Below are 25,118 nucleotides of genomic sequence, written 5' to 3'. Positions count from 1 at the left end.
TAGTAGAAGATGAGGTGCCAGCTTTGTTTTTAAATATAGATATGTTCTTACTTTTTAATAACCCCACACAACACACGATCTCCTGAATTACCTGAAGGATCTGTTTTATAGTCATCTGCCTTGTCGTGGATAACAAGGGATGTACCACCATTGGCAAAAAGTGAGTTTTTACTTTCTTCAGAAAGCGTCACGAGGTTGGATAGAACTTCGTCTTTTACGACTCCGCTTTTATCAGCCTTCACATTTTGAATATCTCCTACGTGTGGTCCTTTCGGATTCAGAAATCCATGCTTCTTTTCGGTAGGATTAAAGTGTGCTCCTGCAGACTTGAAATCCGGTGGTGTACACTTTGCTGTTTCATGAAAATGAATGCCATGTTCACCTGGCTTTACCCCAGTTGCATTCACTTCGACCTTTACCCCATCTCCGGTTTGGGTTAACGTTGCTTCTCCTGCTTTATCTCCTTTTGCATTAACAAGGTTTACGATATATGAACCGCCTTTCACCTTACTAGATGCAGCTTGAGATTGCGCTTTGGACTCTTCCATATCATGATTTTTATGCTCGTTTTCTTTATCTTTGTTACCACATGATGCGAGTAAGAGCACGAGCATCATATAGAACAAAACTGTTCCTATTTTTTTCAAAGCGATTTACCTCCTGATGATTAACGAATAGTACATTTTCCGCCCAATCATCAGAACTTTAAACCTTTATTTTAAAAAAAGTGTCTCAATCTCCTGCTCGCGCACGTTCTCTCCATCAAACTTTACCAAATAGGCTTTCGCGTTTTCCCTTGAACTGACAACGGTTTGCAGTTCGCCATTAATAAAGTGCAGTCCCGCTCCATCATCTGCAGCATATCCCGCTTTCAGTCCATTCGCTACGAGTTTATGATAAGCAGGTCTTCGGTTTGCTTCACCATCATAGTGAGGACAATGACTTCCTGCTATGAAGCCTAAACAATCCAGCTTAGCTAATGGCCCGAACGAATCTGTTACACCTTCTTCAAACCAGCATAGAGATCCAGCGCTTAGTCCTGCTAATATTTTTCCTTCTTCATAAGCTTTCTTTAAAAGAACATCTAGACCCCATTCTCTCCATAAAGCTAGAAGATTTTTTGTATTGCCTCCCCCTACATAAAAAATATCTTGCTGCTCTACAAAACTCTCCAAATGTTGGGGTGGTGAAAAGAGTGAAAGATGTGCAGGCTCACAGTCTTCTGATTGAAAAGCTTTATAAAATCGCTCAATATATCCATCCGCATCGCCACTTGCTGTAGGAATAAAACAAACCCGTGGTCGACCAGCACTACTTTGCTTCAGAATATACCTATCTAATCTTTTGTTTTCAGGTTCCATGGAAAAGCCTCCGCCACCCATGGCAATAATTTGTTTCATGATGTTTTGTTTCATACTCTCCTTCACTCCTCTGTTATACCTCTTTCGATTTTGATCCAGAGTTATCCTTTCAAAGAAAAAATAAAACACCAGCCGATTTCTTAACATCGGCTGATGCTTCTTTATACATCTCTTCTTAATGCTTTTAATACATCAACTGTGGTAGCTTTGGCTGCTGGCCGCCAACCAGAAAGTAATGTTACGCTCATACAGATCGTAACAGCGATTACAGTCAGACTCCAAGGGATATAAGATAAAATAAAATCTTCAGGTGGCTTTTCGTTCATAAACTGTTCAACGATGATAGGAAGAGCGAAATTGACTCCATAGCTGATAACATACGCTAAAATGGTTCCTAAGCCCACTCCCCATAATCCGATGTATCCACTCTCTAAAAGGAAGATGCGCTTGATCGTTTTTGGTGTAGCGCCGATCGCTTTCATGATTCCAATATCTTGGGAGCGTTCCGTAACAGCCATCGTCATCGTATTAAAAATGCCAATAGAAGCAATGAGCACGGCAATACCACCAATGAAAATCAAGCCCGCTTTAAACAATGTAAAATAGATGTTCAGTTCTTTTAGTTCGCTGACAACTGAATAAGTAAGATATCCTTTACCTTTAATCTTTTCGGACACTGCTTTAACATCTTCGGCTGAAGACGTATATACTTTGACAGAACTATAAGAATCGTCACTGTTCTTAAGTTCAGGATCTATCTCACTTAATAGAGTCATAACTTCATTATGAAGATCGTCTGTAATCATTACCGAACTGTCTGTCATCCACTCCTTCTTTGGTTTTTCTTTAATTCCTACAACTTTTACTTGTACCGTATTTATCTGTGTTTTTGTTTTGATTTCCGGATCATCTACCTTCATATGATAGGTTAATGTTTTATTTAACAAATCTCCATCATAAGCTAATTTCTTCATCTTCTTTTGTGCCTCTTCTTCACTCATTCCTTCTGTAAAGTTTTCAGGCATCTCTTTTCTTAATTCTTGAGCAAAATGGTACCCGATGATGATCTCATTTTTACTCTTAGGCATTCTTCCTTTTTCAAGTTGCAATCCCGCTTTTCTCTCAGAAGGGATGTTTGCGCTGCTTACGTCAGCATACCCTGTGTATTCTCCAAGTGACAGTTCGTTCGCAGGTACATATTTCTTTCGACTAACCGCTTTAACATTCTTAATATCTTGGAGTTTTTTCACGTCTTCCTCAATCAAAGGACCGTTTTCACTCTGTATTTCAATCTCATTCATCAATCGATAACTCATCACATCATCAACTGCAGTCTTATGAATCGCAAATCCTACTGAGGCGAGCATGATCAAAAAGGCACACCCCATCGTAGATGCTAGGATTGTCATCCATACACGGGTCTTGTTTCTTTTCATATTGCTTCTTACAAATCGATGTTTATCTTTGAACTTCATGAAGCTTGCTCCCTTCTCTTAAGTAACCGTCTCTGATCTCTACTTTTCTATGAGCAATAGAAGCTACTTCATGATCATGTGTAATGATTAAAAACGTAATACCATCTTTTTCATTCAATTCTTGAATAAAGTTTAATAGCTCTTTCTCATTCTCAGAATCAAGGCTTCCTGTTGGTTCATCTGCCAAGATAAGAGGCGGATTCAGGATTAGTGCACGGGCTATACTGACGCGCTGTTGCTGACCTCCCGAAAGCTCTCCTGGATAATGGCTTTGATACTGTTCTAGACCGACTCTCTTTAACATCTTTATTGTTTGTTCTCCTCTATCTTTCTCGCTAACTCCCTTGAGTACTAATGGTAGCTCTACATTTTCATAAGCTGTCATACTAGGAATCAGCTGAAAGCTTTGGAATATAAATCCTAGATGCTCTAACCGAAATTCAGCCCACTTCGATTCAGAAAATCCGCTAACCTTTTTTCCATCGATAATAATCTCTCCTGTTTGCGGCCGAATAAAACCAGAAATCAAGTTTAATAGCGTCGACTTTCCTGATCCGCTTCTTCCCACGATCGCTACGATTTCACCTTCTGCTACATGTAGATCGACATGATGAAGAACAGGTACAATATTCTCTTTTTCTTTTTTTCCAATTTTATAAGCATAGGATAAATCACTTACAGTAATCATGCTGACACCCCTTTTGTCCTAAGTGTACTACTTGTTATAATACACATATACCATTTTCTTTTATTATCTGTCAATACATTCCAAGAAACTTTTTAAAGAAGGATTTAAAGGGAAAGAAGAGTATAGGTAACAAAGGCATACATCTAGGAGGTACACATATGTTAAAGTGGCAAACAAAAGAGGGATACAAGAAATTGTTGAAAGATCTCGTTTCTATTCCGAGCATTACTCATCATGATGGAGAATTATTTATGGCCGAGCATCTTCACCATACGCTTTCATCATTAGATTATTTTACGAAGCATCCTGATTACGTTCGCCATCATCCTCTTCCAGATGGTCGAAAACTGATCACTGCATTTGTACAGAATGATCCTTCGATCAAAGAAACCATTATTTTGCTCAGTCATTTTGATGTTGTTTCGGTTGAGGATTTTGGTGAATGGAAGCATCTCGCTTTCCGGCCAGAAGAACTGACTGAAAAGATCATTGAAAATAAGGACCTGCTCCATTCTTTTGTTCAGGATGATCTGAATAGTGGAGAATGGCTCTTCGGCCGCGGCATCATGGATATGAAAGCCGGCGTCGCTCTTCATATGTCCATGATCGAAAAAGCGACAACAGGCCATTTTAAAGGAAACGTACTCATGATTTCTGTTCCTGATGAAGAAGTGCACTCACAAGGCATGCTTACGGGTGTCAGTGTCTTACGGCAGCTTCAAGAAGAATATGATATAAAGTACATCACATGTTTGAACGGAGAACCGAGTTTCACAAAATATCCAGGAGACACAACTTCCTATATGTATACAGGATCAACGGGGAAGATTCTACCTGGTTTTCTCTGTTATGGTAAGGAGACTCATGTAGGTGAGCCACTTGCAGGTATGAACGGAAATGTGATGGCTGCTGAAATTACGAGGGAATTAGAATGGAACGTCGATTATGTAGAGAAGTTTCGAGAAGAGGCTACTCCTGTCCCAACGAACTTGATTCAAAAAGATTTAAAAGATCACTACTCTGTCCAGATTCCTCATGCAGCTGTAACCATGTTTAATCTCATGCTCTTTAATCGATCACTCTCAGATATTACGGATATGTTAATAAAAAGCGCACAAAACGCTGCGATTAAATTAGAAGAACGGCTCTTTGAAAGAAGCAAAAATGTCGCTGAGATCGTACCGTTCACTCCCAAAAAAGAGAGTATTAAAGTACTTACCTTCAATGAACTATATGAACACGCCGTAACTAAATATGGACAAGAAGAACTTGATCGCAGAGAAAACATGCTTCAGACGAACAACCCGAACGCGGATGAAAGAGAACTGACGATCCAATATGTTTTTGAGCTAGCGAGTCTTTGCAGAGACATCTCTCCGATGATCGTTTTGTTCTACACACCGCCTTTTTATCCCGCTGTATGTTCAAGCGACCACCCGCTCATTAAAGCTACATCAGATGAGGTAGTCAATCATGCGAATAACACATTTAACAGCGAGCTTGTTAATGTCCACTATTTTAGCGGCTTATCGGACTTGAGCTATATTGGGTTTCACGGAGATTCTCGTGATCTTTCATCCTTCACAAGTAACTTTCCATTACTAGGATCTCGTTATCATATTCCGTTTGATGATATGAGAGAGCTTGATATTCCCGTTATTAACATTGGTCCTCTTGGGAAGGATGCACATCAGTGGACAGAACGGCTCGAGATTAACAAAGTCATGGATGAAACTCATCCTTTAATCAGTTTTGCGATGGAAACATTATTTAATCAAGCAAAAAACCAGATCTGAGAAAGATCTGGTTTTCTTAAGCTTTAAAGTAGATATCTTTAATGCTTTGGGCAATTCCTTCTATATTATTCGCCACTTGCTGTACACCATACCCCATATAAAGTGGTGACGTTACAAAACGAGGCATGATCTTGCAATATGTCTTTTCGTTATGTTTATAAAAGAAAAGGTTGTAACTTGTACAGCTTCTATGAAAATGATTCAGCAAAAAATGAGCACCTGCTTGAATACAGTCCGCGAATAAAGAAAGTTCAGCGTCTTTTTCCCAAATGACATTCAGTTCATAAAAACCAACTCTCGGTTCAGTTGATACGGTAAACCTTACTCCATCTTTTTCTAGGATAGGCAATCCTTTAAACTGGTTTTCGGAAAAATCATGAAGACAATCTACCTCGTTTAATCCTATGATCTGCATATGAGGATGGCGAATTGTTCCACCTGATAATGGACCATGGTTCTTAAAGAACATCACCGACTTGTACTTGCCGCTGTTTAACATGTGATCCCAATGTTCAAGCCCAAAACGAAGGACTTTGTATAGATGATCCTTAGAATAGTTGGAGAGCTCTCCTTCACATTCATCTGTTTCAATCAAGACAGTTTGAAAGGCACCATCGAGAACGGTATATTTATTTTTAACAAGAATGATCGAATCTTGCTTATCCAAAACTTCCTCTAACTCATCAATACGACAAAACGGACAAGGTGTTTCTTTATTTCTAATACTATTAGGCTTTTGAGCTCCTACTTCTGTAAAAAAATTAATGTGTGTTTTTTTCATTCTTTTCACCGCTTTTGCTTGTTTCCTATCTATTTTCTAGTTGTTTTAATGAAAACCTTTTTAAGTGTGGATTAATTATTAGATACAGGTATGCGTTCCCATTTCAATATACCATCATGCTTATTGATGGAACCCTTCCACTCAAAGTTTTGGTCAACGTGCATCAGTTGTCTTAACATGTCGTCTTCAGATTCTGTTGTTGTATAGATCTTTACATTAACATAGTTCCATAGCTCTCCCAAATTCTTTTGCCCTTCGTAAGGTTCATTTAGTGTGAGATGTGATACCTCTTTTAGGTACGATTCGGTAAGAAAAATTTGTTTTTCTTGTGATAGATTTTTCGGAAACGTAATAAAAACGGTAAGGTTATCTTTCTTTTGATTAGCCATCACATCTGAGATCTTGTGATGGTTTCGCATATCATGCCTAGCTTTTGTTAAGATCGCTTGATTGGCATATGGTATTTTCGCTATAGATTGAGCTTCTTTTTTCTCATGAAGCTGTAAAGGAACACTCTCAGCAAATTGAACAAAAATAAAGATGAAAGCTACACCAAGAGCAAGACTTAAACTTTGATGAAACCAGTGATACCACATGCTTTTAGGAGCAGGAGGCTTGTGGAGATCCCTTGTTCTCTGAAGGACTTTCTGTCTATGTTCCTCTTTAAACGTTATTGTTCTCATACGGCCGTTGTTCAATATTTCAGGCAGCTGCTTGAAAGGATCTTCCATGATCTCACCTACTCTTCTCCAGTTTTCGACGCAACAGTTCTCTTCCGCGCTGAAGTAATGTTCTGATTGTCGTTTCTTTTTTATTTAAGATTTGACTAATCTCGCAAACGGTTAGCTCTTTATAATAGAAAAGAAGGATTACTTCTCGATATTTAAGAGGAAGATTTAGGATATGTTCGGCTAACGCCTCATGTTCACTTTTTTGGACGATCGATAGTTCTGGTGTTAAAACTGAAGATGGTCTCGACTTTCCGAACCGGTCCATCACATGAATGTATTTCTTCCAACCGCTTCTTAAATAATCTTTACACAAGTTAACAGTGATGGCATATACCCAAGTTTTAACAGAGGAATCATTTCTAAAGTTGTCTTTATGTATATAACATTTCACAAATACTTCTTGTGCTAAGTCCTCTGCCAATTTCCGATCCTTAACATATGTATAAGCTAGCCTTATCACTTTGTCTTGGTATATATCCATTATCTGTATAATCCACTCTTCTTGGCTGAGTGAATGAGAATCAATGCCTTCGTTATTAAATCTCCGATTGATCGTCAAGAACTTCCCCCCTTTAACAACACCCTAACTATATGACGACTGACCATGATATTTTTATTCGTTTTTTAACTTTTTTTAAATTTAGCCGATTATATAATGAATGAGATTCTATTAAACTTACTTTGTTTTCAACTTTGTAATGAAACTCCATTCTATTTACCTACTCTTTTATTCGATTACCACGCTGTTTTTACCTTTTAATTTCCTAATACAGACAAATCTCTACAGAGTTACCGTCGAAATATGTTTCAATGTGTAATATTTTGAAATATAAATGTAATATTATTTCGCAATAACTGATGATTAATCAATGGTATAATCACTTCAGTAAAGAAATTGGCAACATTTGCACTTACAAGGAGGAGTACCCATCTTGAAACGTAAGCTAGTTATGGCTACACTGTCTCTCAGTCTAGTATTCAGTACATATACGGTATCGGCAGAAACTCTGTCTTCTATAAAAGAGAAAAAAGAAAAGAATCGCTCTGAGCAAACGGAAAAGCAGGGTGAATTAAAGAAAAATCAAAATCAGCAAGATCATACGTTAGATCAAATTCAAAAATTAGAGAGTTCTATCGACAAAACTCTTAAAGATATTGGAAACAAAAAAGAATCAATCCAAGAAACGAAAGCTTCTATTGAAAAACTAAAAAAAGAAATCGATGTTCTTAAAAAGAGAATCAAAGAACGTGATGCACTTCTAAAAGAACGCGTAACTTCCATGTACGAAAGCGGCGGTGCGGTAAATTATTTAGATGTGGTATTAGGTTCTAAAGATTTCGGCGACTTCCTTGATCGCGTGTTTGCATTAAACGTGATTGCTGAACAAGATAAAGCCATCTTAGAAGAGCATAAACAAGATAAAGAGTCTGTTGAAAAGAAAAAAGGACAGGTTGAGAGTGAACTTTTGTCTCTAAATTCAGATTTAACCGAACTTGAAGGATTGAACCAAAAACTAACGGATCAGAAAAAACAAAAGAATGCGCTTCTCGCTCAATTAGAGACGGAAGAAGACCATCTACATGATCATATTATGCAGCTGGATGAGACGAACGAACTTCTTTCCGCACAAGAAGCAGCGATTAAAGCTGAAATTGAACGTGCGAAACGTGAAGAAGCTGAACGCAAGAAAAGAGAAGCTGAAGCAAGAGCTGCGGCTGCAGCTGCGGCAGAAAAAGCTCGTGAAGAAGCAGCGACTAGAGAGAAAAACAAATCTAACTCAGGTTCAGGTTCAGGCTCAGGTTCTTCACCTGCACCAACTCCACCGCCAGCACCAACACCTGCTCCAGCACCAGTGAGTCGTGACTTTATCATGCCTTCACAAGGATTCATCACTTCAGGCTTTGGTAACAGAAGCGCGGGCATGCACTACGGAATGGATATCGCTCAAGGCGGAAGTACTGTTCCAATCGTAGCAGCAGCATCTGGAACGGTTACGAGAGCTTACTATTCAAGCTCTTATGGTAACGTTGTGTATATTACGCACTATATTAACGGACAACTGTACACAACGCTATATGCACACATGAGATCTACACCTGCTGTTAGCCAAGGTCAGTCTGTCTCTCAAGGGACATTCTTAGGCTATCAAGGTAACACAGGCGCTTCTAGAGGACAGCATTTGCACTTTGAATTGCACAAAGGCCCATGGAACGGCTCAAAATCAAATGCAGTTGATCCAAGACCATACCTTCAATAATTAATAAAAAATATATAAAAGACGCAGAGATCAAAGTTCTCTGCGTCTTTTTGTCTAGGCATTTTATATGACTCCACCAAGCAATCTTCGGATTGGATGACGTGTGTATTCCGACATGAGTCGATAGTTTGGCCTTATGATCTCCGCTGTTAGAAAAGCCGAAACCGTTGCACCAGGCATTCTTTTTTGATTAAGCACATCAATAACCTCTCCAATTGTTCCTGTTCCGATGCCGTGACCGAAAAATTGTCCGTTTCCAAGGTCGATCAGGTTTTCACCTTGCCACTGAGGCGTATTAGGATGATGTTCTGGATTTTTAACATATCTCACATCACCTGGCAACGAATCCCCAGATGGCACTGCAATAATCTGTAGATCCTCATCATGTTCCGTGCTGTAGAGAAGCAACCCGTTAAACAATTGATCAAACATACCCGCTCCAATTGTTTCAAGAATCGCTTTGTACATCATGATCATGATAGCTGTTGTACATTCGAACCCGTACCGTTTTCCATTGATAAAAATATCTGAAATGGCGTCAGAAGGACGGGCATCGGATCGAAGCAAAAAACCGCCATAAGCTGTTCTTCTCCAATATTGCGGATTGCAGCGTGAATTCACGAACGTCGCAAATCCTGCTCCGCTATCACGCATAGCGTTTGCTGCTGCTACAATATTTGTACGCATGACCACTTCAAATAAAAACTGATGTGGACTTGTGTAATAAAATGATTCTCTGGATTTTTCAAGCTTTTCGCCTACCAGTTTCTGTGTTTGTGTAAGCGAATTAAAACCCGAGATTTGAGCCGTTTTTACCGGATACCCATTAACAAAAATCATTTCTCTCCCCCCTGTCTGCACAGGATATTACATAGTATGGTGAGAAGAGAAAAGTGGTGTATTTTTAAGCGCCTCTCTTGTGAACGAAATCAAAAGATGATTTCGTTTTACTCCCGAGAATTTGTTTTTCAAGCACGCGATTACGGTTCGTCCTTTTATAATGCCTCGTTTGCAGGTGATGCTGAAAGCCTTCACCTATTAGCTGAAAGGCGTAGATAGCGATTCCGAACATGATGATCGGACCGAGTGCGATAGAAGGATTTACAGTAATTAGATTATAATAATCTCCTATAAGTCCTGACCATTCATTTGACAAAGACACTGGCGGATCAGGTATTAACGGGTTATAATCTACATCAGTTCCCCCAAAGAAGAGTTTAAAATAACCTAGATGCATGAATATAATCAATAATTGAACACATTGTTGACACCACACGATCACCAACTTGGGCAGCAAATGTGGGATTACATGCTTTATGAAAATTCTCCACTTGCTAGCTCCTAAGATATGAGCGCCTACAATAAAATCTTCTTTCAGAATAAGTGCAAGAATATTTCCAATGGTTGAACCTAACAGTGGTATCACGAGGATTGTTAAGATAAAAACCTCAAGCCAAATTCGCTGATTGAAAGTGTAAATAAAATATTCTTCCCAGCCCGGCATCCTTAATTGTTCCCATAATACAGGTGTTAAGAGAAAAACAGCAATTATGGTTAAAGGAATAAAGTAGAATGAACTTAATAATTGGTCAAGTATCCTCCTTATTCGATCTGGTACGAAAAAAGCTAAAGGAATAGCGAGAACAAAACTAAATAAGATCCTGAGAAAGGCGATCACAAGAACACTAAGCAATGTGAACTTCGCTCCTTCAAGTATTTTCATACCTGTGTCATAGCCTAATGCATCCGTCCCAAACGGAAACATCAAAGATGGTTCATAAGGAGCTGCATTGATCGGATACCCATTCTCATCATATATAGCCTGTACTTGACGAATCTTACTATCAAAACTCAGTTCAAAGACAATGCTTGATAGGATAAGTCCAAAAATGATAATAAATCCTATCCAAAATTTATAACTTTTTATGATTGGTATATCCTCCTTTAATTAAATTAAGCTCCTCTTTTCTCTATAAAATCAAAAGATGATTTTTGTTCAATTTTCATTTCTCGCTCCTTATTCAAACGAACGTCTTTCTTCTTTTTAACATGCCTTGTTTGAATGTGCTGCTGAAAACCTTCACCAATCAGCTGAAAAGCATAGATGGCGATTCCGAACATGATGATCGGACCGAGTGCGATGTAAGGATTGGCATGAATCTGGGTGTAATAATCACCAACAAGACCTGACCACTCATTTGACATTGATTTTGGCGGATCCGCCATCATCGGATTAAAATCAATATCCGTCCCTCCAAAAAACAACTTTAAATATCCAAGATGCGTAAAAATTATCAACACTTGCACACACTGCTGACACCAAACAATTACAAGCTTTGGTAACATGTGAGGAATAACATGTTTCTTAAAAACACGCCACTTAGATGCACCTAACAGTTGCGCACTTTCAATAAAGTCTTCTTTCAATATTGAGGCCATCATATTTCCGATCATCGAGCCTAGCAGGGGTACTACGAGCACCGTCAAAATAATAACTTCAAGGCTTACCCTTGCAAAAAATGAATAAAGGAAGAATTCTTCTCCTTGAGCATTCAGCTGTTCCCTTAAAATTGGCCCTAGTATAAAAACTGCTACGATCGTAAGTGGAATAAAGTAGAACGAACTAAGTAGCTGATCTAAACCTTTTCGGATGTTATCTGGTAGATAGAATGCAAAAGGAATAGCCACGATAAAACTGAAAAGAACACGAAAAACACCGATTGCTATAACGGCAATTAAGGTGAATTTTGCACCTTGGAGCACTTTATGGCTGATGTCATATCCAAGTGGATCTGTACCAAGAGGAAACATGAGCGAAGGGTCAAAAGGTGCACCACCTATCAGGTTTTTCTGATCATCATAAAGCAGCTGAACTTGACGAACTTTGCTATCATAAAACAATTCGAAACCTAAGCTAGAGATGATAAATACGATTAGAATGAAAAAACCTATCCAAAATTTCACGCTCCGAATCATACCCATTCTCCTCTCTTCGTAAAATGAACAATGACCCATTCGAAAAGAGCATACAAAAGAAAAAATGGAATGACGAGAAGTATGAGACAAGCAGCAAGCATTTCTGGTCTAAAATCGCTATACATGTAATGAGTGATTCCATGGATATTAAAGATTATCTCAACAAGAAGCAAGTTAGAGATCATAAACCATAAGACTGATTTTGAAAAATGGAAGATACCTTCACTTGTATTTCTCGTGACATGTACGACAAGTACGTATATCCGTCTCATACCTTTTGCTAAACTCATCTCAACATACTGTTTGCTAAGCTCTTCTTCAGCAAGAAGTATCATCATCTTATAAAAGTAAACAAAGGGCAGAATCATCAAGCAAACAATAGGTACGATAAAGATCCTCTCTTCCGCTCCCATCGAAGCCACATTCGATACAAGTACTCCTGTCTTCTTATAAATAAGAACAATCCCCATCTGTACGAGGGCAAAAACAAGCAGATCTGGCAAGGACTCTAAAAAGGTAAGTAGATTTTTAATAGCTCCCCTTATGAACATTGGCAGCATTAACGTAACCCACGTGAGCAGTTGCGCCATACAAAAAGCAATCAACAATGCCCCAAAAAGAATGGAAAGTGAATAAATATATGGCGACCATATATCATCTAAAAATAACCTCGGCTTGCCTTGGTTGAAGTAAGTCATCTGATTCAATTGAAAGATATCTCTACAAACATCCTTGATCTTATTGAAATATATACTTACATTCTTGTTCATGATTAATTCTGGTAGTCCACTGATTAAAATAATGGAAACGATCGTTAAAATCAGTTGCATCAACAGTTTCTTAATAATCTTCATAACGCTCCCCCTTCCTCTACCTTTTAGACGTTTGAAGCCAATATTTTCATTCACTCTTTTACTTTTGGAGGATAAAAAGGACAAAACGATCCATATTAAGGAAGAGAAAATCATACGGAATTGAGGACTGACTATGTGGAATAAGATCATGACTGGAGTTCTATTAACTGCTTGTTTAAGCTTCTTCTCTCCCCTCACCTCTGAAGCAAAAGAACCCCTAACTTATTTCCCAATCGTAAAAAAGGGGGAGGTTGTAGAATGGGAGAAAGTAAACAAACTCCTTCCTAAAGGTGCTACATTTAAAGTCGTAGATCTAGAGACCGGCTTTTATTTTCAAGTACAAAGAAGGGCTGGCAATAAGCATGCCGATGTACAGCCGTTGACCCGCGATGATACAGCTGTTTTAAAGCATCTATATAACGATAAATGGAGCTGGAATCGACGAGCTATACTTATTCCCGTAAAAGGCAGGATGCTCGCAGGCAGCATGCATGGAATGCCTCATGGAGCAGGTGCATTAGAAAACGGATTTCCTGGCCATTTTTGTATACATTTTTTAGGTAGTTCAACACACCGATCACGCAATATTGATCCTTCTCATCAATTTATGATCTTAAAAGCTGGCGGACAACTTTCTAAATACGCAGCTGGAGCAAGTGCGAAACAAGCCGTTTCTATGTTTTTAGTCGGAATGAAACAGCAAGACATCAAATTAGCTATGCCTGTCCTAAACAGGACCTTGTTAGAAGATGCAACTGTTACAGAGCTGTTCAAAGGAATCACAAGTATGCAATATGAGATCAGATCTCCAAGTACTAGGTATCCTCCTGTTGTTCGAACCGAAATAAGAGCTAGAGTAAAAAAGTACGATGATAACGGATTACAAACGGATACTTTTACGTTTTTAATGGAAAGAAAATCAATGACAGACGGCTGGAAGATCATGAAGATCAGATTCTAAAACCTGAAGAAGCTTTTTCTTTAGGTTTTTTTGGGCTGTTTTCGTAAACTTTGTTGCTTTTGAGTTTTGATTTCCATTCCAGGCTGCTCGCTTTCCGCGGGGCAGGCGGTGAGCCACCACATTTGGACGTTTCACTTTTAAGTGTCTCACAAGCCAGTCTTAAGAAGTTACTTGCTCCTGCGTCTACAAGTGATGCTTCGTAGTAAGCTTCCTCGTCGCATGCCTTGCAAGAAATATCTCATGTAGTAGGCACGCACCTTCCACTCCAATCAACAGTCAAAGAGGTAGACAAAAGATATTAAAGCAACAATCTTTTAGAAGATTTGAAAATCGGTTACTCTTACCTGTTTTACATTGTAATCTTATTTCCTGATTTACTGTCAATCCTCATATCAATCACCTTCTCAATCTAAAACACGAATAAAAATATATTTTTTTATTAAATTGTTCGTATTTTAGTTGAAATCCACCTTAATAATTGTTATATTTACCAAGGGAAAAAACAATTCTAGAAAAACTACCAAGTATTTCAAGGGGGATTATTATGAATACCCATTATGATGTAATCGTTGTTGGCGCAGGTCCTGCAGGAATTTTTACGAGCTACGAACTAACAAGACAGCTTCCAGATGCAAAGATTTTGTTAATAGATAAGGGACATGACATCTATGCACGTTCGTGCCCGATTTTAGAGAAGAAAATTCAAAAATGTCCGCCTGCAGCAGGCAGAAAAGAATTTGCCGGTTGTTTACCAGCTTGTTCGATCACAAATGGTTTTGGCGGAGCAGGAGCTTATTCGGATGGAAAGTTCAATATTACGAGCGAATTCGGAGGATGGATGACAGATTACCTATCGGAAGAACAAGTGGTTGAACTTATTAAATATGTAGATGAGATCAACTTAGAGCACGGAGCCACTGATTCAATCACAGACCCTCTTACACCAGAAGTCAAGGATATTGAAAAGCGCGGTTATGCAGCTGGTTTGAAGCTTCTAAGAGCTCAAGTTCGTCATCTTGGTACAGAACAAAACCTTGAAATACTGAAAAGCATCTATGAATACTTAAAAACACGCATTGAGATGAAATATAAAGCTGAGGTTGAAGATCTCATTACCGAACGAACGGCTGAAGGATATGTAGCAAAAGGAATCCTTCTAAAAGACGGAACATCTCTTACATCAGAAAAAGTTGTTATTGTTCCCGGTCGCGATGGTTCAACATGGCTAACGAAAATTCTTAAAAAAAGACGTATAAAAATGACAGCTAACCAAGTCGACATTGGCGTTCGTGTTGAAACTTCTAACTTAGTGATGGAAGAGATCAACAAGCATCTTTATGAAGGTAAATTTGTATTTAATACATCTGTCGGCACAAAAGTAAGAACGTTTTGTTCCAACCCTTCTGGACATGTTGTCGTAGAGAACCATTCTGGTATCATGCTTGCGAACGGACACGCCTATAAAGATCCTAAGCTAGGCAGTGAGAACACAAATTTTGCACTGCTTGTATCACATCAATTCGCTGAACCGTTTGATCAGCCTACAGAATACGCTCATGAGGTTTCAAGACTTGCCAATCAGCTTTCTATGGGTGGCCTTGTCGTTCAGAAGTATGGTGATATCTTAAAAGGACGTCGATCAACGGATAAGAGAATTAAAGAAGGCTTCCTTTCTCCAACATTAAAAGAAGCTGTACCTGGCGACCTAGGGCTTGTGCTTCCTTATAACACGATGAAAAGTTTGATTGAAATGACTGAGGCATTAGATAAAGTAACACCAGGTATCGCATCAGAACACACATTGTTCTATGGTGTAGAAGCTAAGTTCTATTCTGCACGTCCAAAGCTTGATGATAAGTTCGAGTCAGAGATCAACGGCCTCTATGTTGGTGGAGATGGTGCTGGAATCACGCGTGGTCTAGCCCAAGCAAGCGCATGTGGCGTATGGATCGCTCAAAACGTTGCAGCTAAGATAAAAGAAAAAACACCAGCGTTGGTTTAAATAACATAAAAAAATGCCTTAGGATCTGATCCTAAGGCATTCGCTTTTTCTTAATTTGTAGAGAAGATGACGATTCTACCTCTTATTACGGCAATGATAAAACCTACAACTGATCCTATGATAGCAGGGAGCAGCCACCCGATTCCATCTGCATAAAGAGGGATATGCAAATAAATTTGTTCGATCGCACCCAGTTTAAGTCCAAAAGCTTTTAATCCATCTGCTATTGAGACAAGTGCAGTTGCTATGATTCCACCGATATATACTTCTTTTCTCCCAGAGAATAAATCATGTAGGAAAGAAAGCAGGATCAAAACAATCGCAATTGGATAGATCGCTGTTAAAACAGGTACAGAAACTGAGATTAACTGTGTTAATCCTAGGTTTGCAATACCAGCACTGAAAACACTCATAAGAAGTACAACTGTTTTATAGGAAACATTCGGGAACATTTTTTTTGCAAATTCTCCACAAGCAGTTACAAGACCTACTGAAGTTGTAAGACAAGCTAATGCTACAGCTAGACCAAGGAGTACGTTTCCAAACGGTCCAAAAAGTTCTGCTACAACATTTGTAAGGATCTGACCGCCATTATCCGTTTGGCCTAGTGACTGACTTGTTGCCCCTAAATAAGCTAAAATACCATAAACTGCGGCCAAACAAGTAGCTGCGATCAGTCCTGCCTTGATAACCATCTTGGTTACTTGTTCTTTTTTCATCTCTGGTCGTTTCACTGCTGTGATGACTACGATACCAAACGCAAGTGCGCCTAGTGTATCCATCGTCAAATATCCATCCATAAACCCTTTAATTAAAGGATTACTTGCATAATTAGGAGATGCAGTACCTAGTTTTCCAACCGGAGTAATGATCGCCTTAACTAAAAGAGATACGATAATGAGCAATAATACTGGCGTTAAGATATTACCGATTCGGTCTACAAGTTTTGATGGATTTAACGAAAGCCAATACGTTACGGCAAAGAATACAACTGTAAACAAGAAAAGCGTCAGACCATTGTTCATACTTTCTGGTAAGAAAGGAACGACTGCCATCTCATAAGAAACAGTTCCAGTTCTAGGGATTCCAAAGAAAGGCCCTATGGCTAAATAAAGTATGATTGCGAAAACAGAACCGAATAACGGATTAACTCGTTCCGTTAAGGTTTGTAGGCCACCACCCGTACGTGCTAGTGCGATTACACCCAATAAAGGTAATCCAACTCCTGTTATGAAAAAGCCAACCATGGACTGCCAGACCATTTCCCCTGCTGACTGACCCAATGCTGGCGGAAAAATTAAATTTCCTGCTCCAAAAAATAAAGCAAATAACATTAAGCCCACCGAGAGCGTCCGCTTCTGCATATTAAATTCCTCCTCCGTGGTCATCTATATGATTTCGTTTTTATTGTAATTATCGAATTTTGTCGAAATATTTTTTTATCCATATGTATTTGTAACACGATATGAGATTGGAGTCAATATTCAGATATAATGAATTTTCTAACAAATGTTTTCGTAAGTAAAGGACTGAGACATACTCAGCCCTTTTACTCATTTAACGATTGGTTGGGAACACACGCTTGATCGTATCGTTAAACTCTTTTACAAAACCTGAAACAGGGTTTCCTTTGTTGATCTCGTCTGCATATCCGTTCATACGATCGATGAAGTCAGGGTTCGTTGAAACAAAGACATCATTTATATCAGGATCTGTTTTACGAACGGTATCGCCGATTTTCTTTTCTGTCTCTCTCGAAAGCTTCATGCTCTCGCCGCCTTTAAGCTTTGCAGCTACATAAGCATTGTTCTCTGTAACGATAACGGTCGCATCGTCTACTTCTTTAAGATCTGTTACTTTGTTCGCTGCTTTATCTGCTACATCCATACGCGTGTTTTCGTCGTACTGATTATCCATACCCATATCCATGTTGTTGTTCATGTTATCCATATTTCGGTCAGCACGGTTGTCGTAGTTCACTTCAGTCATGTTGTTACGCGCTTCTTTTCCCATGTCCTTGTCGTTGTTGTTCATTCCACAAGCCCCTAGAAACGATGATAGCATCACGGCCATTGAAGTAACGAGAATAGTCTTTTTCATTAAATGACACTCCTTTAAAAATTTTTGACTGTCATCTAATAAAATTTGTTTGTTGAAGAGAAAATATACATAGCAATGATTTTTGTTAAAAGACATAAAAAAAGCCTTCCAGTATTGGAAGACATTATTATTTAAACCATCCATTTGAATAGGAACCTTTGTTTTTCGGCTTAAAGATGAACCAAGCAACAACACTAAGGATTACTATTGTAAAAGCAAACAGACCTACTTTATGGATTACTTCCATGACTAGAGCCCATCGACCTGCCAATTGATAGCCGATCACGATAAAGAAGGAACACCAGAACAAAGCACCACTATAAGCGTAAAGTGCGAATTGTCTCCAATTTAAAGAATACATTCCAGCGAAGTAAGCAGTCAGGTGTCTGATTCCTGGCATAAAGTAACCGAAAAACAAAGCTGATTTTCCGTACTTCAAAAAGAAATTTTGTGTCTTATCTATCTTTTCTTCAGATACCCCAAATTTTGGGCCTAACTTTTTTAACAGAGGTTTACCACAGATGTTTCCAAAATAATAGCTACCCGTAATACCTGCTATCGCTCCTAAAAACGCACTCATTACAGCAGGTAAAGCAGGAAGATCTCCTGCAAAAATGAAGTATCCTACAGTGGCCAAAAGGATCTCATCCGGGATAGGTAAGCCGATAATACCTAATGCCAATAGTAGAAAAATACCAAAATAGCTATATTGATGTATGATATTTATTAAGTCAAATTCCATGACGTCACCAACTTCTTTTTTTACACCTTCTACCATTGTAACGATAAATTGGGTAATTTGGAAAGAGGAAAATGCATTTCAGTAAAACGCAGTGGTATTTTTTCTATGTATTTAAGTCGTTTGTTCGGTACTAGTAGTCAGTATATACGTTATGTCATCCCATGCAAAGCATTCTTCAAACAAGTGCTGCTTTCCTATTGTTATCTGTTCTTCATCTATCTTTTTCCCACCTGTTGAAATATATGCTTGTTTGGATGGATTTTCTTTCAATACCCACACGATCATGCTTTTTTTCCCTATAGATGTTAGTTCTTTACAGAACGCTTTAAGCATTCTTGTTCCATGTCCTTTTTGTTGCACTGTTTTTTCTAAGTAAAAAGCATATATCTCACTCTCATATTGATGTTGTGACCTGATCGAACCTCCAGAAATAAAGCCACATAAATGATGATTCTCATCTTCTAAAACAAGAACAATGTGCGATTTCTGGACCAACCATTTACTCCATCTTTGTTCTCTTTCCGTAACTGACATCTGTGATAGATAATCGTCATCTACTAGACCTTTATACGATTGCTGCCAGCTTTTCACGTGTACTTTCGCAATTTCTGCTGCATCTGTTATTTTCGCTCGCCGAATGTTCATGTCTTCTTCCCACCTCTTTTTTTGTTGTGATCATACCCACCATTTACTTTGAGGTAATAGCGTTACACGCAATTGAAACTGCTCTTCAAACCAAGATTTCAACTGTGTAGCATGAACTAAATATTCGGAAGCAGCATGCGATACGCCGATTAAGCTCATTGTACTTTGAGCAATATAGCTTTTCATCTGTTCATACTTCTTTTTACCGTACTCATTATCGATGTGGCAATGCACCTCACCTGTCAAATAGGCTTCTGCGCCCATCTTTTCCGCCTCGATCATTGCTTCTACTTTATCACCGCATCCTGCAACAATCGCGATCTTCGTTATGTTTTTATGAATAGGACCATGCACATCAGCATAAGGAATTCCGAACAATTCGGTTGAATGATGAATCAAGTCCTCTGTAGAAGTAGGAGCTATTTCACAAAGAATACCACAAGCTCCATTATCATCCTTCAATAGTTCTCCAATCACTTTTGCGTTTAATGCTTCTCCCCACGCATCACTCGTACTGATTACCCTTGAATAATCGAGTGGTACATGAAGCGTAAATACCGATAAACGTCTTTTCTTCATCTGCTGGATAAAATGAGGAGGTATCGGCATAAAGCCTCTTCCCCATTTCCCTTTTGGATCTCCGCATTCCATCACAATGGGATGATGCATAAATAACAGATCTCCTGGATGACTTTCAGCAATGAATCTTTCTAAAATTTCTTCTGTAGGGAAAACAGCCAAAAATACTCGATTTACCTTTTCGTCTCCTCTAAGCATGAGTCCGTTGAACAGTTCTGTAAATTCAGGTTGGAACTCATTGCGCCAATCAAAATCGATCGGATCGTAAACCATCGGAATAAACCTACTGAACGCTGGATCAGTTCCAATATTTCTATATGTAAAAAGTTCATCGATCGCCTCATCTATTCTTTTTAGTTCCACCATCTTGTTTCTTCCTTTCTTTTATAGGGATGCTTGTTGAAAGCGGCCCAAACTTTTAGTAACAATTTCTATAATAAATAATCTCTGGATCTCCTTCATCTAAGTTATCGATATATCCGCTTTTCTTAAAATTGTTCTTGATAAATACCTTTTTCATAGATTCATTTGATTCATTTGTGGATGAGAATAGCTTATTTGTAGGTGAGATCCTACTCATGTGTGTTAACAAACTACTCGCCAATCCTTTTCTTTGATGAGCCGGATCAACCATGATAAGCGATATAAAACAGCAGTCAAAGAAGTGAGTATGATAGATTAAAAAAGCAGCGATCTCATCCTCCTGATAGAGGATGAGACATCTTTCCTCTTTTATCGCATGTTCGAGCTCTTCTTTCCTATGATCACTTCCTATTATTTTTTTATCTAATGCTATTATTTTTTGAAGTTGGTGTTTCTTCGCATACTGAATTTCCATAGTTATCGTCCTTTTGTTTGTCATTATGTTTGGTTTTGCTACAATAAAGTAAAAAGTTGAGGTGTTTTATTTATGGCAATTGTAGATATTACGATCATTCCAATCGGTACTGAAACTCCTAGTGTTAGTGAATATGTAGCTGAAATACAAAAAGTTCTTCAGCAAAATAAAGATAAAGTAAATTACCAGCTTACTCCGATGAGTACATTGATTGAAGGCGAGCTTCCAGATCTCTTTCATGTGATACAGCAGCTTCATGAAGTTCCTTTCTCAAATGGCATTCAGCGAGTAGCCACAAATATTCGCATCGATGACCGCCGCGATAAAAAGTCTACGATGGCAGGAAAGCTTGAGGCTGTCGAGGCTCAGATGAATAAGGAGTAATCGTTGAATCTGGCTGGTATGTGGAATCTCCGCGAACGAGCATAAATTTCGCTCAACGTCTCCTTAGCAAATATATTTACAAAAAGCTTACTCTTACAGGGGCTATTTCGCCCCATCCAGAGTAAGCTTTTTCTTTATTTATTCGCCCTTTGATGCTTTTACTTCTGCTTTTTCCTTTGTTGCTACTGCATTCGGCTCTTTTTTAGCAAATTCGATGCGAAGATCGTCGATGCTATTGCGAACGTTCCCTTTTCCAGAGAAATTTTCTAGCAGTTCTTTTACATCAATGCCTGAAGATGCTTTTAAAGATTCTTGAAGTGATGACATTAAATTCGTCGCGTAACCCGTAATACGGTTTGCTCCACCATTTTCACCGCCGCCTGTATCCACGACCGTAATTTTATCGATGTTAGAAAGTGGTGCTGCCACTTGCTTCGCGTATTCTGGAAGCATCTTTATCATCATATCCATCATCGCTGCCTGACCATATAACTCGAACGCTTCTGCGATCTTCTGTTTCGCTTCTGCTTCAGCAAGACCTTTCAGACGGATAACATCTGCTTCGGACTCCCCTTTTGCACGTTCCGCTTCTGCTCTTGAAAGTCCGTCAAGGCGTACTTTCTCAGCTTCGGCTTTTGCCATGGCTTCAACACGATACTTATGAGCATCTGCCTCAGCAACCTGTTTGCGTTTGTCAGCTTCTGCGTTTTGTTCAACTGCATAACGGTCTGCATCAGCTTTCTTCTTAACTTCTGAGTCGTATTGCTTTTCACGACGAAGAATCTCTTTTTCTTCAAGTTCGATCTGCTTTTGACGCTCGATGATCTTAATCTGCATCTGTTGTTCTGTTACTTGCTGTTTTGCGATCGCTTCTTCTAGGTGATATGCCTGGTCAGCACGGGCTTTAGCCACATCTTGTTCACGACGGAACTCAGCCACTTTCAACTGATTCATCTTTTCAGCTTCCGCTACTTCTGTCGCGCGGCCTAACTCAGACTGCTTTGCTTCTTTATCTGCTTCAGCACGTTTGATACGCGTTTCTTTTTCAGCTTCTGCCATCGCCATGTCAGCGTCGCGCTTAATCTGTGCAATACGAGGCTTACCAAGAGAATCTAGGTATCCATTCTTATCACGAAGATCTTTGATCGTAAACGATACGATGATCAATCCCATTTTAGCTAGATCTTGAGAAGCTACACGTTGAACTTCCTGCGAGAATTTTTCACGATTCTTATAGATCTCTTCAACCGTCATCGATCCTAAGATAGAACGTAAATGACCTTCAAGGACTTCACGTGCTTCATTTTCACGATCTTCCTTCAACTTTCCTAAGAACTGCTCAGCAGCAGTCGCGATCTCACCGATTGAGCTTCCTACTTTAATGATCGCTGTTCCGTCAGCCATAACGGGAACACCTTGCTCTGTATATACTTCTGGTGTTTGTACATCTAACTTACTCGTTAACAAACTAAGCGGCTTTGCTTGTTGGAAAACAGGAAGTACGAACGTACCGCCTCCACGAACGATCTTGATACGATTGCCTGCTTCATCGATATTCACGTTCTTGCTTCCTAAGAAGCTTCCCGTTACGATCAATGCTTCATCTGGGCTCGCCGTTCTATACTTTGTAATAAAAACACTAATAAGAGCAACGACTAAGAATACGGCAACCCCGATAACGATAAACAACGGTGAAAAACTCAAAATAACCCCTCCAGTTTAATGAATATATGTTTGTTCCACTTGCTCATAACGCATGACGGATACTACACCTTTTTGGATGTCGATGATCAACACTTTTTCTCCTTGAGAAATTGGTTTGTTATCCATGCTTATTGCGGATTTAGAGATCCTCCCGCTTATACCTTCGATTAGAATTTCGCCAAATCCATCTGTCGGAACCGAAGTTAATACGGTGCCCACTCTTCCCTTAAGATCTTCATCTCGATAAGCTAATGATTCTTCTGATGAACGGATCGGCATCAAGACGAAAACGTTTAAAAGAGTCACGAGTAACAGCGAAAGTAATCCACTGAAAACCATTATGAACCAGCTGTTAATTTCAGTCATGATTTCTAATAAGTAGCCCGTAGCCGTCCCGATTGTAAAAAAGGATAAGATGAGCGATGGGTGCAAAAAGTCCATTGCTGCATCAAGCATGTCACCAAAAAGGATGTATACAAAAGTGATGCACCCAAAAACGATAAAGCTTCCTAAATAGATCGTAGACAACGGATATCCGAATAGCTCCACGGTCATCTCTCCTGTCTTCATATACTTTTTATTGCAAAGCTATAAATGACCACGCCCTTTTGTCGAATTTGATATAACCTTAACAAAGTGAAACAAAAAAGATTGTAAAATTTTGTCGACAATAATTAATTTCCAATATTGGTTTTATATAGATATTTACGAGAGTTACAGAAAAAAGTTTCAGTTAGTTAACAATATTTTGTATAATTTTGTTAAAAGGAGTGAAATCCCATGTATGAAGAAAAATTGTGGCAGTATTTAAACAGACATGTGAATAAAGAAGATGCAGAACCAATGAAAAAATATATGCGTGATCAGTTCGAATTTTTCGGTATTCGTTCTCCCATTTTGAAACAAAGTATGAAGGGATTTTTTAAGGAGTATGGATTGCCTTCAAAAGAAGAACTACCATCATTGATTAAAGAAGCTTGGTCTCGGACAGAACGTGAGATGCAGTATGCAACGTTTACAATTGTTGAAAAATTAAAGAAGCAGATGACAAAAGAGGATATAGATTGGATCGAATATACCATCGTGAATAAAAGCTGGTGGGATACGGTTGATCATATTGCTAAACATATCGCAGGGTATTATTTGATGAAGTTTCCAGAAGAGATTGAACACGTTACGGAACGTTGGATCGCATCAAAAAATATCTGGCTTATGCGATCGGCCATTCTATTTCAACTCGGATATAAAGACAAGACCGATAAAGAGCTCCTAGCACAAATTATTAAGGATACAAAGTACGATCAAGATTTCTTTATCCGAAAAGGCATTGGATGGGCGTTGAGAGAATATGCCTACACTGACGCCGATTGGGTATGGGAGTTCGTTCATACAGAGGAGTTAAGTCCACTTTCCTATAAAGAGGCGATTAAAAATATTAAAAAGACAAAGCAGCCGCACTAAACGGCTGCTTCTTTATTTTTGAAGTTCTGAAACAACATAACGAATAGCATTTCGAAATGATACAAATGAACGTTGATTCGTATGTACACCAAGAGAAACCATATTTTTAACCATTTCTTTTGGAAAACCGCAGTACAATACATCTGCTCCCATCAACTTAATCGCATCTGTAAGCTTTTGAATCTCATGCCCCAGCTCAGGATCTGTGATGGTTGTTACACCTGAAAAGTCTAAGATGACATAATCCGCTCCATTGTTTAAGCATTCTTTTAATAGTTTCGTAGTCAACGTCTCGAGTCTCTCGAGTGTTAGCTCTCCAATCAGCGGCACTAACAGCGTATGGTCTGCGATTGTTTGAAGAATAGGCGTCGCTAGTTCATTAAGAAGTTCTTTTGTTTTTTCCTTTTCTTGTTCGCGCTCTGTTATATCTTTCCACGTTAACAGATATCCCCTTTTCTGATTCTGCAAGATTAGTTCTTTCACGATCAATCTTGCAACAAACCTATTAAAGAGAACAATCTGCATATCGATCGGAAACTCACCTTTCTTCAACAGCTCTTCTTGAAAAGAGCTTTTATGAAAACTTCTAATAGGTAAACCAAGAATGTCTTCGGCAGATTCTATTTTAAGGTAAGTCTTCATCATTCCTATTAAATTCTTGCTGCTATTGTTCATCCAAGAAATGTGAAAGTCTTGATCTATATAAAAGATATTCTCATCTAAACAATTCAGTGTGTCCTTAACCGTTTCTTCTAACTCATAAGCCATAAGAAGCGCTCCCC

Annotated in this window: 26 protein-coding genes; 6 read left to right on the top strand and 20 right to left on the bottom strand. The window is 38.8% G+C overall.

Features of this window, described 5'->3' with window-relative positions:
- Positions 1–47: 47 nt before the first annotated feature.
- The 4 genes from IHV11_RS01240 to IHV11_RS01225 all read right to left on the bottom strand — a co-directional run bounded on the left by IHV11_RS01240 (position 48) and on the right by IHV11_RS01225 (position 3,524).
- On the bottom strand, positions 48–647 hold the full coding sequence (locus IHV11_RS01240; RefSeq protein WP_197193515.1) for a superoxide dismutase family protein: 600 nt from the start codon (positions 645–647) through the stop codon (positions 48–50).
- A 66-nt stretch (positions 648–713) separates the two neighbouring features.
- Complete coding sequence (locus IHV11_RS01235; RefSeq protein ID WP_197194893.1) at positions 714–1,400, bottom strand: peptidase E; 687 nt, start codon at positions 1,398–1,400, stop codon at positions 714–716.
- A 122-nt stretch (positions 1,401–1,522) separates the two neighbouring features.
- The gene (locus IHV11_RS01230) at positions 1,523–2,836 is read right to left on the bottom strand and encodes an ABC transporter permease (RefSeq protein WP_197193514.1); all 1,314 of its coding nucleotides are present in this window, start codon (positions 2,834–2,836) and stop codon (positions 1,523–1,525) included.
- Entirely contained in the window at positions 2,820–3,524 is a 705-nt protein-coding gene (locus IHV11_RS01225; protein ID WP_197193513.1) for an ABC transporter ATP-binding protein, read from the bottom strand. Before IHV11_RS01225 ends, IHV11_RS01230 begins: the two co-directional genes overlap by 17 nt.
- A gap of 158 nt (positions 3,525–3,682) precedes the next feature.
- On the opposite strand from IHV11_RS01225, the gene IHV11_RS01220 reads away from it, so the two are divergent.
- The gene (locus tag IHV11_RS01220; RefSeq protein ID WP_197193512.1) at positions 3,683–5,320 is read left to right on the top strand and encodes a M20/M25/M40 family metallo-hydrolase; all 1,638 of its coding nucleotides are present in this window, start codon (positions 3,683–3,685) and stop codon (positions 5,318–5,320) included.
- A 16-nt stretch (positions 5,321–5,336) separates the two neighbouring features.
- Here IHV11_RS01220 and IHV11_RS01215 read toward each other — a convergent pair whose 3' ends face one another.
- From IHV11_RS01215 to IHV11_RS01205, 3 genes are all read right to left on the bottom strand, one after another.
- The gene (locus IHV11_RS01215; RefSeq protein WP_197193511.1) at positions 5,337–6,101 is read right to left on the bottom strand and encodes a DUF4931 domain-containing protein; all 765 of its coding nucleotides are present in this window, start codon (positions 6,099–6,101) and stop codon (positions 5,337–5,339) included.
- Between the two features lie 71 nt (positions 6,102–6,172).
- Positions 6,173–6,832: a hypothetical protein gene (locus tag IHV11_RS01210; RefSeq protein WP_197193510.1), complete on the bottom strand. Its 660-nt coding sequence runs from the start codon at positions 6,830–6,832 to the stop codon at positions 6,173–6,175.
- Between the two features lie 4 nt (positions 6,833–6,836).
- Positions 6,837–7,391 carry a sigma-70 family RNA polymerase sigma factor gene (locus tag IHV11_RS01205; RefSeq protein WP_231620170.1) on the bottom strand — a complete coding sequence of 185 codons (555 nt, stop codon included), beginning with the start codon at positions 7,389–7,391 and terminating at the stop codon, positions 6,837–6,839.
- A 373-nt stretch (positions 7,392–7,764) separates the two neighbouring features.
- On the opposite strand from IHV11_RS01205, the gene IHV11_RS01200 reads away from it, so the two are divergent.
- On the top strand, positions 7,765–9,090 hold the full coding sequence (locus tag IHV11_RS01200; protein WP_231620169.1) for a murein hydrolase activator EnvC family protein: 1,326 nt from the start codon (positions 7,765–7,767) through the stop codon (positions 9,088–9,090).
- A gap of 63 nt (positions 9,091–9,153) precedes the next feature.
- On the opposite strand, the gene IHV11_RS01195 is transcribed toward IHV11_RS01200, so the two are convergent.
- The 4 genes from IHV11_RS01195 to IHV11_RS01180 all read right to left on the bottom strand — a co-directional run bounded on the left by IHV11_RS01195 (position 9,154) and on the right by IHV11_RS01180 (position 12,920).
- Positions 9,154–9,930: a protein-glutamine gamma-glutamyltransferase gene (locus tag IHV11_RS01195; protein WP_197129502.1), complete on the bottom strand. Its 777-nt coding sequence runs from the start codon at positions 9,928–9,930 to the stop codon at positions 9,154–9,156.
- A gap of 64 nt (positions 9,931–9,994) precedes the next feature.
- Entirely contained in the window at positions 9,995–10,855 is an 861-nt protein-coding gene (locus tag IHV11_RS01190; protein WP_197193509.1) for an ABC transporter permease subunit, read from the bottom strand.
- 188 nt (positions 10,856–11,043) lie between these two features.
- A complete protein-coding gene (locus IHV11_RS01185) occupies positions 11,044–12,066 on the bottom strand; it encodes an ABC transporter permease (RefSeq protein ID WP_197193508.1) in 1,023 nt (340 codons plus the stop codon).
- Positions 12,063–12,920: an ABC transporter permease subunit gene (locus tag IHV11_RS01180; RefSeq protein WP_197193507.1), complete on the bottom strand. Its 858-nt coding sequence runs from the start codon at positions 12,918–12,920 to the stop codon at positions 12,063–12,065. Before IHV11_RS01180 ends, IHV11_RS01185 begins: the two co-directional genes overlap by 4 nt.
- Positions 12,921–13,053: 133 nt before the next feature.
- Here IHV11_RS01180 and IHV11_RS01175 point away from each other — a divergent pair, with 133 nt between their 5' ends.
- Together IHV11_RS01175 and IHV11_RS01170 are read left to right on the top strand one after the other, a co-directional pair.
- Entirely contained in the window at positions 13,054–13,881 is an 828-nt protein-coding gene (locus IHV11_RS01175) for a hypothetical protein (protein WP_197193506.1), read from the top strand.
- Between the two features lie 544 nt (positions 13,882–14,425).
- Positions 14,426–15,883 (top strand): NAD(P)/FAD-dependent oxidoreductase, encoded by a 1,458-nt coding sequence (locus IHV11_RS01170; protein WP_197129489.1) that lies wholly within the window; start codon positions 14,426–14,428, stop codon positions 15,881–15,883.
- A gap of 50 nt (positions 15,884–15,933) precedes the next feature.
- Here the strand turns inward: IHV11_RS01170 and brnQ are convergent, their stop codons facing one another.
- From brnQ to IHV11_RS01140, 6 genes are all read right to left on the bottom strand, one after another.
- On the bottom strand, positions 15,934–17,247 hold the full coding sequence (gene brnQ, locus IHV11_RS01165) for a branched-chain amino acid transport system II carrier protein (RefSeq protein ID WP_197193505.1): 1,314 nt from the start codon (positions 17,245–17,247) through the stop codon (positions 15,934–15,936).
- A 193-nt stretch (positions 17,248–17,440) separates the two neighbouring features.
- Positions 17,441–17,983, bottom strand: coding sequence for a YhcN/YlaJ family sporulation lipoprotein (locus tag IHV11_RS01160; protein ID WP_197193504.1), 543 nt, complete (start codon positions 17,981–17,983; stop codon positions 17,441–17,443).
- A gap of 127 nt (positions 17,984–18,110) precedes the next feature.
- On the bottom strand, positions 18,111–18,725 hold the full coding sequence (locus tag IHV11_RS01155) for a DedA family protein (protein ID WP_197193503.1): 615 nt from the start codon (positions 18,723–18,725) through the stop codon (positions 18,111–18,113).
- A 111-nt stretch (positions 18,726–18,836) separates the two neighbouring features.
- Positions 18,837–19,370 carry a GNAT family N-acetyltransferase gene (locus IHV11_RS01150; protein ID WP_197193502.1) on the bottom strand — a complete coding sequence of 178 codons (534 nt, stop codon included), beginning with the start codon at positions 19,368–19,370 and terminating at the stop codon, positions 18,837–18,839.
- Between the two features lie 30 nt (positions 19,371–19,400).
- Positions 19,401–20,315: a Nif3-like dinuclear metal center hexameric protein gene (locus tag IHV11_RS01145; protein WP_197193501.1), complete on the bottom strand. Its 915-nt coding sequence runs from the start codon at positions 20,313–20,315 to the stop codon at positions 19,401–19,403.
- Between the two features lie 52 nt (positions 20,316–20,367).
- Positions 20,368–20,787: a GNAT family N-acetyltransferase gene (locus tag IHV11_RS01140; RefSeq protein WP_197193500.1), complete on the bottom strand. Its 420-nt coding sequence runs from the start codon at positions 20,785–20,787 to the stop codon at positions 20,368–20,370.
- A 72-nt stretch (positions 20,788–20,859) separates the two neighbouring features.
- On the opposite strand from IHV11_RS01140, the gene IHV11_RS01135 reads away from it, so the two are divergent.
- Complete coding sequence (locus IHV11_RS01135; RefSeq protein WP_197193499.1) at positions 20,860–21,171, top strand: MTH1187 family thiamine-binding protein; 312 nt, start codon at positions 20,860–20,862, stop codon at positions 21,169–21,171.
- A gap of 138 nt (positions 21,172–21,309) precedes the next feature.
- Here the strand turns inward: IHV11_RS01135 and IHV11_RS01130 are convergent, their stop codons facing one another.
- A complete protein-coding gene (locus IHV11_RS01130; protein WP_197129465.1) occupies positions 21,310–22,875 on the bottom strand; it encodes a flotillin family protein in 1,566 nt (521 codons plus the stop codon).
- 15 nt (positions 22,876–22,890) lie between these two features.
- Positions 22,891–23,424, bottom strand: coding sequence for an NfeD family protein (locus tag IHV11_RS01125; RefSeq protein ID WP_197193498.1), 534 nt, complete (start codon positions 23,422–23,424; stop codon positions 22,891–22,893).
- 231 nt (positions 23,425–23,655) lie between these two features.
- Between IHV11_RS01125 and IHV11_RS01120 the strand changes: the two genes are divergently transcribed.
- Positions 23,656–24,336: a DNA alkylation repair protein gene (locus IHV11_RS01120; RefSeq protein ID WP_197193497.1), complete on the top strand. Its 681-nt coding sequence runs from the start codon at positions 23,656–23,658 to the stop codon at positions 24,334–24,336.
- 12 nt (positions 24,337–24,348) lie between these two features.
- On the opposite strand, the gene IHV11_RS01115 is transcribed toward IHV11_RS01120, so the two are convergent.
- Complete coding sequence (locus IHV11_RS01115; RefSeq protein WP_197193496.1) at positions 24,349–25,104, bottom strand: hypothetical protein; 756 nt, start codon at positions 25,102–25,104, stop codon at positions 24,349–24,351.
- Between the last annotated feature and the right edge of the window lie 14 nt (positions 25,105–25,118).

Source organism: Fictibacillus sp. 26RED30, from assembly GCF_015903845.1.
GTDB lineage: Bacteria > Bacillota > Bacilli > Bacillales > Fictibacillaceae > Fictibacillus > Fictibacillus phosphorivorans.
The sequence above is the reverse complement of the archived record's forward strand: the minus strand, read 5'-3'. Positions and strand labels throughout refer to the sequence as shown.